At 62.5% G+C, this 16,384-nt stretch carries 15 protein-coding genes; 12 read left to right on the top strand and 3 right to left on the bottom strand.

The features are described from left to right. Positions 1-15 precede the first annotated feature (15 nt). The 5 genes from WAB17_RS04545 to WAB17_RS04525 all read left to right on the top strand — a co-directional run bounded on the left by WAB17_RS04545 (position 16) and on the right by WAB17_RS04525 (position 6,214). Positions 16-1,989 carry a ParB/RepB/Spo0J family partition protein gene (locus WAB17_RS04545; protein ID WP_435418832.1) on the top strand — a complete coding sequence of 658 codons (1,974 nt, stop codon included), beginning with the start codon at positions 16-18 and terminating at the stop codon, positions 1,987-1,989. A gap of 202 nt (positions 1,990-2,191) precedes the next feature. After that, a complete protein-coding gene (locus WAB17_RS04540; RefSeq protein WP_160987269.1) occupies positions 2,192-3,100 on the top strand; it encodes a tyrosine-type recombinase/integrase in 909 nt (302 codons plus the stop codon). A gap of 6 nt (positions 3,101-3,106) precedes the next feature. Then, entirely contained in the window at positions 3,107-4,300 is a 1,194-nt protein-coding gene (locus WAB17_RS04535) for an IS91 family transposase (protein WP_435418831.1), read from the top strand. 517 nt (positions 4,301-4,817) lie between these two features. Beyond that, the gene (locus WAB17_RS04530) at positions 4,818-5,723 is read left to right on the top strand and encodes an alpha/beta fold hydrolase (protein WP_435418830.1); all 906 of its coding nucleotides are present in this window, start codon (positions 4,818-4,820) and stop codon (positions 5,721-5,723) included. Next, a complete protein-coding gene (locus tag WAB17_RS04525) occupies positions 5,720-6,214 on the top strand; it encodes a hotdog fold thioesterase (RefSeq protein WP_435418829.1) in 495 nt (164 codons plus the stop codon). Before WAB17_RS04530 ends, WAB17_RS04525 begins: the two co-directional genes overlap by 4 nt. Here the strand turns inward: WAB17_RS04525 and WAB17_RS04520 are convergent. From WAB17_RS04520 to WAB17_RS04510, 3 genes are read right to left on the bottom strand one after another with little or no spacing between them, the layout of a single operon-like run. After that, the gene (locus tag WAB17_RS04520; RefSeq protein ID WP_435418828.1) at positions 6,144-7,604 is read right to left on the bottom strand and encodes an efflux transporter outer membrane subunit; all 1,461 of its coding nucleotides are present in this window, start codon (positions 7,602-7,604) and stop codon (positions 6,144-6,146) included. The genes WAB17_RS04525 and WAB17_RS04520 overlap by 71 nt on opposite strands. A 10-nt stretch (positions 7,605-7,614) precedes the next feature. Beyond that, positions 7,615-9,186, bottom strand: a complete 1,572-nt coding sequence (locus WAB17_RS04515) for an MDR family MFS transporter (RefSeq protein ID WP_435418827.1) — start codon at positions 9,184-9,186, stop codon at positions 7,615-7,617. Then, positions 9,183-10,310 carry an HlyD family secretion protein gene (locus WAB17_RS04510; protein ID WP_435418826.1) on the bottom strand — a complete coding sequence of 376 codons (1,128 nt, stop codon included), beginning with the start codon at positions 10,308-10,310 and terminating at the stop codon, positions 9,183-9,185. The genes WAB17_RS04515 and WAB17_RS04510 overlap by 4 nt, the downstream gene beginning before the upstream one ends. A gap of 125 nt (positions 10,311-10,435) precedes the next feature. Between WAB17_RS04510 and WAB17_RS04505 the strand changes: the two genes are divergently transcribed. The 7 genes from WAB17_RS04505 (at position 10,436) to WAB17_RS04475 (ending at position 16,362) form a co-directional block, all read left to right on the top strand. Then, a complete protein-coding gene (locus tag WAB17_RS04505; protein ID WP_435418825.1) occupies positions 10,436-10,927 on the top strand; it encodes a MarR family winged helix-turn-helix transcriptional regulator in 492 nt (163 codons plus the stop codon). Then, positions 10,878-12,518, top strand: a complete 1,641-nt coding sequence (locus WAB17_RS04500; protein ID WP_435418824.1) for an ABC1 kinase family protein — start codon at positions 10,878-10,880, stop codon at positions 12,516-12,518. The genes WAB17_RS04505 and WAB17_RS04500 overlap by 50 nt, the downstream gene beginning before the upstream one ends. 300 nt (positions 12,519-12,818) lie before the next feature. Next, positions 12,819-13,748 (top strand): ArdC family protein, encoded by a 930-nt coding sequence (locus WAB17_RS04495; protein WP_435418823.1) that lies wholly within the window; start codon positions 12,819-12,821, stop codon positions 13,746-13,748. Positions 13,749-13,759: 11 nt separating this feature from the next. Next, a complete protein-coding gene (locus tag WAB17_RS04490) occupies positions 13,760-14,200 on the top strand; it encodes a hypothetical protein (RefSeq protein ID WP_435418822.1) in 441 nt (146 codons plus the stop codon). Positions 14,201-14,419: 219 nt separating this feature from the next. Next, a complete protein-coding gene (locus WAB17_RS04485; RefSeq protein ID WP_435418821.1) occupies positions 14,420-15,355 on the top strand; it encodes a DUF2493 domain-containing protein in 936 nt (311 codons plus the stop codon). 70 nt (positions 15,356-15,425) lie between these two features. After that, positions 15,426-15,695 (top strand): hypothetical protein, encoded by a 270-nt coding sequence (locus WAB17_RS04480; RefSeq protein ID WP_435418820.1) that lies wholly within the window; start codon positions 15,426-15,428, stop codon positions 15,693-15,695. 268 nt (positions 15,696-15,963) lie between these two features. Beyond that, a complete protein-coding gene (locus WAB17_RS04475) occupies positions 15,964-16,362 on the top strand; it encodes a single-stranded DNA-binding protein (RefSeq protein WP_435418819.1) in 399 nt (132 codons plus the stop codon). Positions 16,363-16,384 lie beyond the last annotated feature (22 nt).

The following is a 16,384-nucleotide window of genomic DNA, read 5'->3' as shown; positions in this document are numbered from 1 at the left end:
ATCAGGAGAACACCCATGATCCAGTCGATTCCCTTGAAGAAGCTCGTCCCGAGCCCGCGTAACGTTCGCAAGTCGAGCGACGTGCTGGCCGACCTCCAGCTGCGGGCAGACATTGCCGCGCGTGGCCTGCTGCAGAACCTCGTCGTGCGCAAAGGAAAGCGCGGCAAGTTCGAGGTCGATGCTGGCGGTCGCCGGCTCGCCGCGCTGCAGGCGCTGGCCGAAGAGGGCACCTTGCCTGACACGCACGAAGTCACCTGCCTCGTCATCGAAGGCGAGGAAAGGGAAGTGCGCGAAGCCAGCCTTGCCGAGAACTTCCAGCGTCTCGCAATGAACCCGGCCGACGAGGCGCAGGCCTTCGCCTCCATCATCGAAGCAGGCGCTACCCCTGAAGACGTGGCGCGCCGCTTCGGCCTCACCGTCCGGTTCGTCGAAGGGCGCCTGCGTTTGGCAAGTCTGGCACCCTGCGTCTTCGAAGCGCTCGCCGAAGGCACGATCACGCTCGACATGGCCAAGGCCTACGGCGCGATCTCCGACGTCGAGCGCCAGGCGCATGTCTATGCCGAGCTGCAGGACGCCTGGTACCAGATCACGCCCGACACGATCCGCCGCATGGTGCTCGATGCCACGGTGCGCGGTTCTGATCCGCGAGCTGTTTTGGTCGGACGCGATGCGTACATCGGTGCGGGTGGCCGGATCGAACGCGAACTCTTCGACGATGACGCCAGCGAGAGCTGGATCGATGTCGCGCTGCTCGAGGACCTCGCGCACAAGGCCATTGAAGAGGCGGCAAATAAGGCTGCGCTCGAATATGGCCTTGCCTGGGTTCGGCCGACGCTGGGCACCTATCTCAGTCACGACCTTGTCGAAGGTCTGAGCCGTCTGCCTTGCGAGCCTGCGCCGATGACGGAACAGGAAGCGAAGGAACTTGGCGAGCTCGAGGCCGACTACGACCGCGTCGCCGCCGTGCTCGAAGACGAGGACAGCCACGAGGACGAGGTCGCCAAGGCCGAACAGGAACTCGTCGTCATCGACCGCGCCATGCGCGCGCTCAATGACCGGCCGCCCGTGCTCGCCGACGAGCTGAAACCCGAGGCCGGTGCCTTCCTTATCCTCTCGCGCAATGGCGAGCCGACCTTGGTCCCGCAGTTCTACACCGAGACCGAAGTCATCGCTGACGAAGGTGTGGTGGAGGCAGTCGAAGAAAGCGGAGCGGTTAAACCCAAGGGCAGCTCGCTTTCGCAGCGCCTGCTCGACGAGCTTGCAATGCAGCGCCGCGATATCCTGGCGGTCCATCTCGCTAACGATCCGGCACTGGCGCTCGACTTCATGGTCTTCACGCTCGCGGATGCCGATGGGCACGACTGGCGCGCCAGAAAGGCATCGACGCTTGTCGGCTCCATCGCGTCTGGACCGGTTGCCGGGTTTGAGGCCAAGGATGCACCGGCGAGCGCTGCTCTGGCCGAGTTCGCTGGTTCGCTCGACGAAAGCTGGCGCTCGGGCGAGACCGACGTCGAGCGGTTTGCCAGGTTCCGGTCGCTTTCCGATGAGGCGCGTTCGGCCTGGCTTGGTCATGTCGTCTCGCGCACGCTCGTCGCCAGCCTAGCCTGCGAAGGCGATCGTTCGGTGCCCATGCACGAAGCGCTCGGGGCACTTCTGGAAATCGAAACCGCGCATTGGTGGCGTCCCACCGCGGCAAACTATTTCGACCGCGTGGCCAAGGCTCGCACGCTCGAAGCGCTCGATGCTGCGGGTGGTCCGGAGCTGGTCAGCCGATACGCTGCTTCGAAGAAGGCTGAGCTTGCGAGCGCAGCCGAGCGCATCTTCTCAGGCAACTTCATCGGCGAGGCCGAGGTCAAGGAGCGGGCGCAAGCCTGGGTTCCTGCGATCATGCTGTTCACTGCTGCTCAGGAGGTCGCGCCGATTGGTGTCGAAGTCGACGAGGCAGTCAGCGACGATGCGACAGACGAAATTGCCGAGCAGGCTGCCTGACCCTCCTGACAGGTCGAGGTCGCTCGGTGGGCGGTCCGTCCCAATTGGGACGGACCGCCTTTTTCATGTCAGAATTTGGGCCGTTGCACGAACCCGCTTCGCGGGAGGGGTGCTGGCGGCGCGGGTGACGCCAGAGCAAGAACGTAGCGAGTAGATCGAACAAGGCCGACCATTCCGGCTCCTTCAACCGAGGAGTCGAGAGATGAACGATCTTGTACCTGTTTCGCCCATCAGCCCGCTGCGCCAGCGGCTGATCGAGGATATGACCATGCGCCGGTTCAGCCCGGAGACGCAGCGCAACTATCTGCGCGATGTCGGGCGGTTCGCGACCTGGCTGGCGCGCTCGCCCCACACCGCGACCGCCGAGGATGTCCGGCGGTTCCAGATTGAGCAACGGGAAGCCGGGGTGCCGGCGCCGACCATGAACAGCATCGTGGCTGCGCTGCGTTTCCTCTTCACCCACACCCTCGACCGGCCCGGGCTTGCCCGCAAGCTGGTCCGCACCGCTCATGCTCGCAAGATCCCGGTGGTGCTGACCCAGCCCGAGGTGAAGCGGCTCCTCGACGCCACGACCTGCCTCAAGCACCAGGCCGCGCTGTCGGTGGCCTACGGTGCGGGGCTGCGGGTCGGCGAGGTCTCGGCGCTCAAGGTGTGCGATATCGACAGCAAGCGCATGCTGCTCAGGATCGAACGCGGCAAGGGTGGACGCTATCGCAACGCCATGCTGCCCGAAGGTCTGCTTGTGCTGCTGCGGGAGTGGTGGCGCGCGGGGCGGCAACAGGGTGTGCTTCATGCCGATGGCTGGCTCTTCCCAGGTCAGAACGCGACGGTGCCGATCAGCACCCGCCAGCTCTACCGGGTCGTCGTTCAAGCGGCAGAGGCAGCCGATATCGCCAAGCGGGTCGGACCGCACACCCTACGGCACAGTTTTGCGACGCATCTGCTCGAGGACGGCGTCGATATCCGCGTTATCCAGGCACTGCTCGGCCATGCCAAGCTCAACACCACGGCCTTCTACACCAAGGTGGCAACGAAGACGATGCGGGCAGTTGTCAGCCCGCTCGACCGACTGGCCTTGGCGGCACCGGATAACGAGGTGCCGAGCGGCTGAGAGCCGGTGCGCACCTCGCTCGAGGTTGCCGACGTCTTCCGTGCTGCCGGGCCTGCTTATCGGGCCGCCCATGCCGGGCACCTGAGCCTGCATCAGCTCAAGGTCATGTCGGCGATCGAGCACTGTCGCACCGCCGCGCTGGGCGGGCACGTCGAGGCCTGCACCGACTGCGGCCATTGGCGGATCGCCTACAACTCCTGCCGCAACCGCCACTGCCCCAAGTGCCAGGGCGCCGCCGCGCGGACCTGGCTCGCCGCGCGCGAGGCCGACCTGCTGCCGGTCGGCTATTTCCACCTCGTGTTCACGCTGCCCGCCGAGATCGCCGCCATCGCGTTCCACAACAAGGCTCTGCTCTACGACCTGCTGTTCAAGACCGCGTCCGAGACCACGCTCACCATCGCCGCCGACCCGAAGCATCTCGGCGCCCGGATCGGCATCACCGCCGTGCTCCACACCTGGGGCTCGGCCATGACCCATCATCCGCACATCCACATGATCGTGCCGGGCGGCGGTATCGCGCTGGACGGGGACCGATGGATATCGTCCCGCCCGGCCTTCCTCCTGCCGGTGCGCGTGCTGGGCGCTTTGTTCCGCCGTCTGTTCCTGACCCGGCTGCTGGCGCTTCACGATGCCGGCAAGCTCGCCTTCTTCGGTAAGCTGGCGGAGTTGGCCGACCGCCGTGCGTTGCTGCGCCATCTGTCACCGGTGAGGAAGAAGCGCTGGGTGGTATATGCCAAGCCGCCGTTCGCCGGTCCCGAGGCAGTGCTCGCCTATCTCTCGCGCTACACCCACCGGGTCGCGATCTCGAACAGCCGTCTCCTCCGGTTCGGCGAGAGCGGCGTCACGTTCCGCTACAAGGATTATCGCCGCTCCTCGCCAGACCGTCAGCAGGTGATGACGCTCAGCGCCGACGAGTTCATCCGCCGCTTCCTGCTGCACTGCCTGCCGCGCGGGTTCCATCGCATCCGCCACTATGGCCTGCTCGCCGCCAGCACCCGCAAAGCCCATCTCGAACGCGCCCGTCAGCTGCTAGCGATCGTACCGCCGGCTACGGACGAGCCCTCCACCGAACCGCCCGATCCGCGTCCGGCATGCCCTTGCTGCGGCGGGCACATGGTCATCATCGAGACCTTCCAGCGCTGCCATCCGCCACGCGGTCCGCCGAGCGCAGCCGCTCCATCCGGGCAACCTGCGCCGTGACCCGGCTCGGCATGACACTGTTCCACCCCGCCGCAGCCACGCTTCCGGCGGCGATGACGTCCGCATATTACCCGCCCAAAAGCAGTAGTCGCATCACCAAAATCGGACGGACGCGCATCCCACGGCTGCTTTGTCATCGCAAAATCGGACCGGCTGCTCTCAGGCACGTCCGCTTATCGGCACCGTCAGCAGACGCCCGGACAAACCCGAAATCGAAATCCCCATAGCTCATCGCGTGCGGCCCGCGGGTTCGGGCACCGTCGACTTTCCGACGCCTCGCGGCGTCCGAAACTCTAAACGGAAGCGGAAAAGCAGCTTTTATATCTTTGAGCGGATTAAGCGGACAGCGACTGCTGACCGAATCGCAAGCCGGTGCATTAGAGAATGGTCTGGAGAAACCCCTCTTGGCATAGATTTTTGCCGTCGTTGAAACGCCCCTGCAGGACAGCCAACACGGAGCCGAGAGCCACAAACTAAATCGGTTTACTATTTAGCGCGCCTTTCCTACCATCCAGAGATGGCGAGAGAAACCTTTACGATTGAGGGCGCAGGCGCTATTTCTCTTACAGCCGAGGCTGAGGGGGATGCCTACGCTAAACCCGTCCTTCTTGCGCACGGCGGCGGGCAGACACGGCGCGCGTGGAGAAGGGTGGTCAGCGAACTGGCTCAAGCCGGCTTTCGCGCAATCGCCTTCGATATGCGCGGTCACGGAGACAGCGATTGGTCGCCATGCGGAGCTTACGAAATGCGCGACTTCGCGGCGGATCTGGTCGCTGCAGCGTCGCGCCTGGACCAGAAGCCAGCGCTGGTCGGCGCTTCACTGGGCGGGCTCGCTGGACTGATTGCCGCAGGGGAGCTTGCTCCAGGTAGCTTTGCTTCACTCACATTGGTCGACATTGCCCCGCGCATGGAGCCCAGCGGTGTGATGCGCGTGGTTGGTTTCATGGAAGAGCATGTCGATAGCGGCTTCGCCTCACCAGAGGAGGCGGCCGACGTGATCGCTCGCTACATGCCGCATCGTCCCAGGCGGGGCGCGAGCGATGGTCTGAAAAACTATCTGCGGCAGAAGCCGGATGGGCGCTTCTATTGGCACTGGGACCCGGTGTTTATCCGTAATATAATGGCGGCCAGACGAAGCGACCCAGACAGCCAAGAACGTCAATCGGCAATGCTCAGCCAAGCTGCGGCGAATCTCACGCTTCCGCTTCACCTCATCCGAGGCGGCTCTAGCGATCTTGTTTCCGAAGAGGCCGTTTTGCATCTGCGACAACTCGCCCCCCATGCAGAATACACCGATATTGCCGATGCCACGCACATGGTCGTGGGCGATGCGAACGATGCCTTTTCCGCCGCTATCGTCAATTTCCTGAGGCGCCATCACTCATCCGATACGGCTCAGCCACAGGGGACGAGGGAGCTATGATCGATCGAGAGCGCTTGCAGGAAATGCTGAATATCGCGCCGTTTCATCGATGGCTTGGGCTGGAGATTGCGACATGCTCCGACCAGGGAATCGCGATCACCATGCCATGGCGCGAAGAGATCGTGTCGAACCCTATGATTGGGTCGGCGCATGGAGGGGTCCTGGCGTCACTGGTCGACCTCACCGGGCTTTATACTCTGCTTGCCGGGGGCGTCGCGGCGAGAGCGACGGCCGATCTGCATGTCGATTACCACCGTCCTGCAACCTCAGGACCTCTCACTGCTCACGGACAGATCGTGAAGATCGGGCGACAGATTTCGGTGGCGGAAACCCGGGTTCTCGAGCCCGACGGCAAGTTGGTCGCCAGCGGCAGGGGTGCCTACTTCTCGTCAACCGGATCAATTGATCAGCGCGGCGGGACTATTGATCTCGAACAGGCTCTTGCCACCCAAGGCCCAGCGACTTCTGCAGCGCAATCCACGACAGCGTAAGGGCGCCTCTTGCCCGGACGAGGTCTCCTGAGGCCTGCTGCTGTTCTCGCAGGGCCCGGTTGAGGTCAGCCTTCGAGATCGCTCCTGCGGCAAAACGTTGGCGGTTCAGGTCCGCCGCGTCGTCAGCCTGCTTCTTGATTTGCATTCTGGCAGCGAGCGCAACACGCTGCTGGCCGAAGCGAGCCAAGGCACGTTCGGCGTCTTGCAGTGCCAGAAGCACCGTCTGCTGGTAATTGGCGACTGCTTCGTTGCGCGCCGCCCCGGCTTGGTCGATCGCAGCGTCTACCCTGCCGAAATCCAGAAAATTCCACTGGAGGCGCGGGATCGCGAGTGCGGAGAATTCGCCGACATCGACAACGTCGTCCAACGAGGATCCGCCGAGGCCCAGGATCCCTGTGAAGGACAATTTCGGGAACCGCGCCGCCTCGGCCACCCCGATCCGCGCCGTCGACGCGGCAAGAGACCGTTCGGCCGCCCTTATGTCAGGCCGACGCGCCACCAGGCTTGCCGGATCGCCGATCGCGACCTGCTCTGGCGGCATGGGAATGGAGCGCGCAGTCGTGAGCGCTGCATCAACTGATCCCGGCACGTGTCCGGTCAGTATAGCGAGCGCATCAGACAGGACTGCGATATCCGCTTCAGCTTCGGCAAGTTGTGACTTGAGCATCTCCAGTTCGGCATTCGCGGTGCCTACCGGGAAAAGCGGCAATGCACCGCGCTGATAGCGTTGGTATGTCAGCGCCAGGATCTCTTCCTGCAACGAAATCTGCGCCTCAAATTGCTCTGCGCGGAATTGGGCCTCCCGCAAATTGACGTAGGTGCTGGCCACTTGGGCAGTCAACTGGACCTTTGCGTCCTCTGCATTGGCCACCGTTGCAGCAGCTTGGGCATTGCTGGCCTCAATGCGCCTGCGCGAGCCACCGGCAAACTCCAGCTCCCAGTTGGCGTTAAGGCCCACATTGTAAAAGCTGAGCGAGTCATCGGTTTCTGCGTCGGAATTGGTTTGCTCTGACGGGGGGGGCGCCCCGCCTTGAAGGTCGAGACCAGGAAGCCGGCCCTGCACGGTGGTGGCCTGTGCCCCAAGCGATGGCATTCGACCCGCACGGTCTTGCCTGATGGATGCCCGTGCCTGGGCAATGCGCGCCTGCGCTGCGGCGAGCGAGGGGTTGCCGGACAGCGCAGCCTCCACCAGCCGCGTCAACTCGGGATCGCCGAGCAGCAGCCACCATTGAGCGACAACCGGATCAGATGCGCTCACATCACTGCCAGCGCGCACAAAGCGAGTGCCCGTGTCTGCTGACACAACTTCCGGGGGGCCTGCATAATCGGGCCCTGCCGTGCATCCAGCTAGCAAGGCGATAGTGACAAGCGGAGGTAGCAAGTGGCGCATCGTGTAGGGCTCAGTGCATCGAAAGGGAGACATTTTTTGGAAGCGGCCTCAGGAAGAGGACCAGCGGAACCGTCGCGAGGGTCAGAATCCCCATAACCAGGAACACGTCATTGTAGGTCATTATGAACGCCTCGCGTTGGAGGGTGCGGCTCAGGACGGCCATCGCCCCCTCCATGCCGCCGAAGTTTCGCGCCAGCCCTTCGAGATAGTCCTGTAGCGAAACGCTGTTCGCATTCAGGGTCTCTTCCATCCGCCGGCTATGATGCCAGATCCGCTGGTCCTGGAACGAAGCGAGGGCCGAGAGGGCGAATGATCCGCCAAGATTGCGGGCCGCGTTGAAAATGCCCGAGGCATCGCCCGCGTCTTCCTTGGCCACCGAAGCCACCGTTGCCTGATTCAGGAACATCATCGCAAGGATCATGCCGGCACCGCGCAAGAGCTGGCTCTCGGTAAAAACGGCACCACCGGATTCTGCTGTAAGGCTGGTGCTGACAAAGCAGCTGACCGCCATCAGCAACATGCCGGCGCCGACGGCGATGCGAATGTCGATCTTCCGGATCATCAAGGGAAGCACAGGCATCAACAGGAAGGCCGGGACGCCCATCCAGAAGATCACCAGCCCGGTCTGAAGCGCGTTATAATCAGAAATGATCGCGAGGAACTGCGGGATGACGTAGGTCGAACCATACATCACCATACCCAGGGCGAGCGCCATGATCGCGACGCTGGCGAACTGTCGATTGAACAAGAGCTGCAACTTCAAGACTGGCTTGCGTGCCTTCACCTGTCCGTAGATCAGCGAGGCAAATCCGACGACTGTGATGATTGTGAGCCAGCGAATGAGAGAGGATTCAAACCATTCCTCGCGGTGGCCCTCCTCAAGGACGACCGTAAGTCCGCCCAGCCCCAAGATGAGCCCGACAATGCCCGCCCAATCCGCGTCCGTGAGATATTCCCACTTGGGCTTCTCGTGAGGCAGCCCGATAAACAGCAAGAGCAGCAGGATTGCGCAGACTGGCACATTGACGAAAAAGGCATAGTGCCAGCTCAGATTCTCGGTCAGCCAACCCCCGATCAAAGGCCCCATCACGGGGCCGAGGATCACTGTCATGCCAAACAGGGCCATTCCGATGGGCTGCTGATGTGGCGGCAATCGCTTAGCCACAATAGTCATTGCGGTCGGAATGAGGACTCCGCCCGTGAATCCCTGACCCGTGCGGCCGATGATCATTGTCGTAAGGTCGGTTGCAATCCCGCATAGCACCGAAAAGGCGGTGAACGCGCTGACCGCGATGATGAGGAGGGTTCGCAGACCGAACAGCCGTTCGAGCCAAGCGCTCAGCGGAATGACGACGATTTCAGCAACGAGAAATGACGTAGCAATCCAGGTGCCTTCGGCGCCTGTGGCACCGATCTCGCCCTGAATGACGGGGAGTGCGGAATTGACGATTGATATGTCCAGCGTCGCGAGCATGGCGCCAAGCGCGCCCGCGGCCACAGCGACCCAGGCGGTAGCGTCTGCGTTCTTTCGGCCCCCGGCCGGCCCGATCGAAGTGTCCTGCGCTGCCAGTATCTCGGTCATTGAGTCCGACTCGAGATCTCTTCCAATTCGCCGGCAGCATTCCGGGTGTCGACCGTAGCCACTACCGACATGCCGGGAACGAGCAGACGCCGCACTTCAGGGGGAGCATCGATAGCGATGCGGACGGGTATCCGTTGAACGATCTTGGTAAAGTTGCCGGTGGCATTTTCGGGGGGGAGGATGGAAAATTCCGCGCCCGTTCCCGGCGATATGCTGTCCACTCGTCCCGCGATCTCAAGGTCTGGCAGGGCGTCAACTTCGAGCCTGACGCTCTGGCCGGCCCGGATGAGGCCGACCTGCGTTTCTTTGAAGTTCGCGGTCACGTAGATCGCGCTCACCGGAACCACCGTCATCAAACGTTGACCCGGTTGCACGAACTGGCCCACCCTCACCGAGAGATCGCCGACGCGGCCGGCCTTGCTGGCGCGCAGCAAGGTCGATTCAACCGTAAGGTCGGCTGTTTCCAGCTGAGCGCGAGCAGCGTCCGCCTGCGCCTGGGTCTGGCTGATCTGCTCGAACAGGGTCCCCCGGCGAGCGGTCGCGGCAGCCACCGCCGCCTGCGCAGCGGCGAGTTCGGCCCGCGCCTGCCGCGCCTGCGCCTCATACTGGTCTAGCTTTTCCCGCGGTTCGGCTCCTGTCGCGGCAAGGGGCCGATATCGCGCCACCTGGTCGTTCGCGAGGTCCAGTGCCGCGGCTGCGGCGGCGAGTTGGGCCCGCGCCTGGCGAATGGCTGCATCCTGTTCGGATACCTGAGAACGGATTGTGTCGGCACCGGCCAGGGTCGCAGCGATCTGTGCGCGCGCCTGTTGCGCTTGCGCCTGATAATCCCGCAAATCCAGTTGTACGAGGGCTCCGCCGCGAGCAACCTGCTCGTTCTCCCCCACGAAGACCTCTTCGACGTATCCCGCTACCTTGGAAGAGATAACGACGCTGTCGGCAGCGACATAGGCGTTATCGGTCGACTGCATGTACTGTCCGTAGGTTACGTGCCGGTAGTACCACCAGATCCCGCCAAGCAGCACGGCAAGACCAACGATGGTTAGCACGATGCGCAAGCCACGCCGCGATTGCGGTTTCGTTGGGGTTGTGCCCTCCTGCTCCGGTTGGTTGGAGTTATCGGTCATCTGACTCTTTCGGCAGCCTCAGTAAAAGGTGAACGCGTCTCGCGCCCTATTAGCCGTGAGTCAGATAGTAAAGGCATTTAGCAGTTTGCATTTGGGCATCCGAGGCTATCCGACTACACAGCGCTATGGATGAAAAACCAGATACCATGTCACGGTCTCAGCGTCGGCAGAAGGTCATCACCGATGATGACCGCATTCTCTATCTTATGGACGAGATCAGTCGCGGCGCGCGCAGAGTGTACGATGCGAGGGTCGCCAGGATCGGTCTCAATCAGACACAGTGGAGGATCATCGGACAACTTCTTCGCGATCCTGCCCTTACGCAGGCTGAAATCGCCAAGAAACTGGAACTGGAATCGGCGACCATCGGCCAGGCGGTTGCAGGTCTTTGCGCACGCGGGCTGATGAAAAGGCTTCGAGCTGAGACGGATCGGCGAGCGTGGCAGCTCATCCTCACGGAGCAGCTTGACGATCTGCTGCCCGAACTGAGAGGCTCCGCGGATAGGCTTCATGATCTGCTTTGGCGCGACATTGCCGCCGACGAGAAGCGAACGCTGCAGCAGATTCTTGAAAGGGTATCGGAAAATCTGGACCAACACCGTGCCGAGGCTGAATAAAATCATGGCATCGCCCCCGGAAAAGCCTATCGGCAGCATCGCTCGCGCCGCGGAGATTGGCCGAATCCTAATGAGGCACGGAGCGAAGAATCTCGCCGGAGCCCTCGGGTTTATTCCCTCTTCGAACAATGTCATCGACCCTCGCGAATTTCGCCCGGCCGCAGTTGTCGCGTTCCTCCGTGACATCGGGCCAGTCGGCATAAAACTGGGGCAGCTCCTCGCCACCCGAAGCGATCTGTTCACCGAACACTGGATCACGGCATTCTCAACCCTGCACGATCAGGTGTCGCCAGTGCGCTTCGCAGATATCGAGCCCGTACTTGCTTCAAGCTGGGGTGAGGACTGGCGGAACGACTTTGCGCAGTTCGACGAAAAGCCTTTGGCGTCCGCCTCGATTGCACAGACCTATTCCGCCGAGCTAAGGGACGGTAGCAAGGTCATCGTGAAGGTTCGACGCCCGGGCACCGCCGCGCGGATGGAAGCCGATGTGCGTCTGCTTGTGCGTCTTGCCGAGATCGCTGAAGCACGCTCTCCTGACATCGCGCGTTACCGGCCAGTCGAGTTTCTGCGGACCTTCGGCCGCAATCTTGCCTGGGAGATGGACCTCGCTGCGGAATCCCGAGCCTGCGAGCGGATCGGCGCATATCTCGATACCATCGGCGTCAGGACCCCGGCCATCCATTGGGAACTGACCGGGCTGCGGGTGAACGTTCAGGAACGCCTGTACGGCAGGCCCGCGTCTTCGCTGGGCAGCCCATCGGGCGACCCGCGGGTGGCGGCTTTCGCTAAAAGCTATGCCAACGCTGTCCTGCGGATGATCATCCTGAACGGCGAATTTCACGGCGACCCCCATCCGGGTAACGTCTTCCTGATCGGCGAGCAGGATGTCGGCTTCATCGACTTCGGATCAGTCGGGACGCTCACCAAGACGAGGCGCGACGAGATCGTTCGGCTCGTGCTTGCGATTGCTGGTGAGAAAACCAGCGATGTCGCGAATGTCCTGCTCGCATGGGCGGGGGAGCCGAAGGTGGATCGCGATGCGCTCGCGGTGGATCTGGATCAGTTGATCGGAGAGTTCAGGGGGACCGTGCTATCTGGCATCGAGTTCTCGCAGATTTTTTCCCGCGTTTTCGATCTGTTGCGGGATTATCGACTGGTTCTGCCACCTGATCTGGCCATTCTTCTGCGTACCTTGTTGACTGCAGAGGGCTTCGTCCGATCGCTGGCACCGGACTACAACATCGCCGAAGAGACACGGCCGATCATGACGGAGCTTCTCGCCGAGCGGTTCTCGCTCGGCAGCGCTCGGTCGGGTTTGAAGAAACTTCGCGGTCAGCTGCTGGGGTTGTCGGCGTCCTTGCCCGACATACTTGCCACTGCGAACTCGATCGCAAAGTCAGGATATGTGCCGGTTCAGCTCGATCCGCTCAGTATCGAGCAGCTCGCTGGACTTCGCAATGAGCGTCAGTCCTTGAAAGGCCCTCTAGCTGCCGCATTGATCGTGGCTAGCGCATTGCTTGTCGATCAATCCTGGCTTCTGGCTGGCGGCGCGCTTGTGATTGCTGGGGTGGTGCTCATCCGAAAGTCATAATGAAGGAGCAACTTAATTCGTGCACGGTCACGATACGGCAAAGCCGAACTTAACGAGGATTTCATGCGCCTCACTTCAGCGACCAAGACGCATCGCGAAGAAAATTTTTCGACCTATTGCGATTGAAGGCTTATTTTCCTCAATCAGACGAAACTTTGGAACGGCAGCTTTCAGGCGTGTCCTCGCCTGACTTTATGGCCGCTATTGGGGCGCAAAGCCGTCATCATTAGACGAGAGGGGAGGGAGCTTTTGCTTTTCCTGAACCGGGACATGTCCGTCTCGGCGATCAGGAGAACTCCCATGACCAAGTCCCGCCGCACTGCTTCGACTTCGCCTGCCCAGCGCATCACCGCCGCCATCATCGAAAAGCTCGAGCAAGGCACAAAGCCCTGGGTCAAGCCGTGGCGCGGTGTGCCCGTCTCGCGGCCCTTGCGCTCCTGCGGGACGCCCTATCGCGGCATGAACACCTTCTGGTTGTGGATGGTGGCCGACGGCTGTGGCTACGCCTCGCCCTACTGGATGACCTATCGCCAGTGCCAGAAGCTCGGCGGACAGGTCCGCAAGGGTGAGAAATCGACCATCGCGATTTTCTACAAGAGCTACACCAAGGAAGTCGAGAACGCCGAAGGCGAAGCCGACACCGAGAACCGGCGCGTGCTCAAGGCCTATGCCGTGTTCAACGCGGACCAATGCGATGGCCTCCCCGCATTCTATCATCCCAAGTCGCTGGTTGCCGCGCTTGAGCCCGAAGGACGCGAAGACCGCCTTGATGCCTTCTTCGGTCAAGTGGGCGCAGACCTGCGCCATCATGGTGCCCAAGCCTACTACGAACCGCTGCGCGACCGCGTCACGATGCCGCCTGCCGAACTGTTCGAAGCTTATGACCACTATTACGCGACGCTCGCGCACGAGCTGTCGCACTGGACGGGTCATTCTTCGCGGCTCGAACGCGATCTCAAGAATCGCTTCGGCAGCGACGCCTATGCTGCCGAGGAACTGATCGCCGAACTTTCCTCAGCCATTCTTGGGGCAGAACTGGGGCTTCCGGTCACCCACCTCGACCATCACGCCAGCTACATCGCGTCCTGGCTCAAGATCCTTAAATCGGACGAGCGCGCGATTCTGACCGCTGCGGCCAAGGCCGAGGAAGCGGCCAGCCTGCTGCTCGAACTGGGCGGACACCAATCCAGCGAAAGCGAGGACGATATCGACCTTGCTGACGCCGCCTGAGGAGCAGTGAGATGGGACGTTCCGTCAGCTATCCGACCGGCTCCGTGGTGGCCTTTCGCCTGCTCCATGACGGCGAAGACGATGATGTCGACTGGGCCTACGAGTGCCTAGTCGACGAGATCATCGATACCACGAAGGCGGCCTTTCCTTCCTTTCAGAGCTTCGATGGATGGCGCGGCCGCGAAGATCGTATCCTCCTTCGCAATGCCTTCGCTGATTGCGGCATATCGACCTATTGCGGGCTCGCCGCGATCTGGCTCGCCGAACGCGACGATGCCCGATACTGGGAGGCGGATTTCTACAACCCACGAACGGCAAGGGCACGGCACTGGCTCGCCCAGGTGTCGGGACGCTTTATTGACCTGTTCGGGGATCTGCGCCTGGTCGGGCGCTTCTCGAATGGCGAAGCGATCTTCGAGCGCTCCCGATCCACCTGCGACATTGGGACCTGATCCTGCCTCATCCCTCTCCGCCGGGAGAGGCCCTTGGGCCGGTCGGGGCGCGCCGCAACCTGCGGCCCGTCGGCCCGTGTTGCCCGCGCCAGCCTAGGGCCGCAGGTTTCCCGCTGCGCGGTGCGTCGCGCCCCTTTCCCCGGCCCTGATCGGGCTCCGGCGGACAGGACCGAGGCAATGGTGCCTCCTCTCCTTGTCCCCGCGATCAGGAGACACCCCATGTGCGACAGCTTCATCGACCAGTTGAGCGGCCTCGACCTCTCAGGCCTCAGCATCAGGCCAGCTCCCTTCAATGAGACCGATTTCCCCTGCGAGGACGCCATCGACCAGACGCTTGGCGCCGTATGGTCCGACCTTTTCGCCATGTTTTCCGATACGGCCCTGGAGGCTGATGCCGAGGACATTGCATGGGGCATGGTCAATCTCTTCCACCGCGCAGCCAGCCGCAAGTCCGCTCAGCTTGACCGGGCCAGCGACGAGATCCGTGTCCTCCTCGCATCCGCCGATGGCTCCGAAGTGCATTCGAGCAATCTGGAAGAACAGGTTGAACGCGCGCAGGCCGCCGAAGCCAGCATGCTGGCCTTCGAGCAGATGCGCGAGGCTGCGGCAGCACTGTACCGCGACGAGACCGGTTCCTCGTGGAAGCCCGTTTCCGGCTCGCGCACGAGCCATTCACGCAATCTCACATCGGCTGTTATCGATGCCCGCGATTTCCTCCGCGCACGCGCCGAGAACCGGCGTCATGCCCTCATCCCGGAGGGAACTCCAATCGTCTTCGCCGGTGGTCGCCAGAGCTTCGAGAGCGCTGAGGACGCGCGCACCTATGCGGACAACATCTGGGCGACGCTGGACAAGGTTCGCGATGTGGTTCCCGATCTCTTCCTGGTCCATGGCGGCGACGGCAAGGGTGCCGATCGCCTCGCCGCGAGCTGGGCCGAGCGCCGCGAAGTCCAGCAGCTGACCTATTCGCTCGATCGTCGACTTGGTGCCCGCGCCGGGTTCAAGCGCAACGAGCAGATGCTTTCGCTCAATCCGCGTTACGTCGTCGCCTTTCCGGGCAATGGCGTCACCGAACGACTGGTGATCGATGCCAAGACGCGCCGGATCACCGTGGTTGATCGTCGCGGCCCCTTGGGCACCTCTCCCGGGTCCTGAGGGGGCCTTTACAGTCTGCAACTGCATTGCCCGGATGTGCATTCGGCGCAGACCCGACTATGGACCGGTCATGCAACTTGACGATCTGCTGCAGCGCTACTTTGCCACCACCGACCTCTCCGGGGTTGCCCCCGACACGTTGTCTGCTGGCATCGAGCATTGCCGGGTCGATCTCGGCCTTGAGGAGGACCGGGGCAAGCGCTTTGCACTGTGGTCGTTCCTGCACATGTTCGGGTCCGCCCCCGATCTCGACGTGGCGTTCGAGAACGAGGAAGACCGGGAAGCGGCCCGCAACTTCATGGATCTCCTGGCGGCATCGGAGGGCGATGGGGTAAGCTGATTGCAGCGGGGTCCTGGCACCTTCAGACCCGCACCCGATACCCATCCGGCCTTCTTCGCGAACAGTCCTGAATCAGGTCAGCTGAGGACAGCAACCCGTTCCTTTCCGGCCGTGTGGTCGCGCTTCGCGCGCCTGCCCGCACCACCCGTCATGAACAGGTTTCCCTTGGAGCTTCGCTCCCGCGGTGCAGTCCTCCCATGCCCTGCTTCTTCTGGATGTTCGCAAGCCGGAGATGGTCTCCGGTTTGAGGAACCGAAGGACTTACACCATGACCAATATCGCAATCCTCACCGGCCGCATCGCTCGCGATCCGGAAACCCGCGAGACCAAGGGCGGCACCAATGTCACCGGGATCACCGTCGTCACCGATCGCCCCGCACGCGACAAGGACGGCAAGACTTACAAGGACGAGAACGGCTACACCGCCAAGGAAAGCGAGTTCCACCGGGTAACCTGCTTCAATGGCCTCGCCAAGACCGTCGGCCAGTACTGCTCCAAGGGCCAGTTGGTCAGCGTGCAGGGCCGCATCCACTACACCCAGTGGGAGGACAAGGACGGGGTCACGCGCTACGGCACCGAGATCCTCGCGGACAAGGTCGACTTCCTCTCCCGCGGTAGTGGATCGAGCGACGACAACGACAACACCGACGCTCCCGATATCGACTGACATCGATGCCGGTCGTCCTCCT

The sequence above is a fragment of the Parerythrobacter aurantius genome (genome assembly GCF_045291475.1).
Lineage (GTDB): Bacteria > Pseudomonadota > Alphaproteobacteria > Sphingomonadales > Sphingomonadaceae > Parerythrobacter > Parerythrobacter aurantius.
The sequence above is the reverse complement of the archived record's forward strand: the minus strand, read 5'-3'. Positions and strand labels throughout refer to the sequence as shown.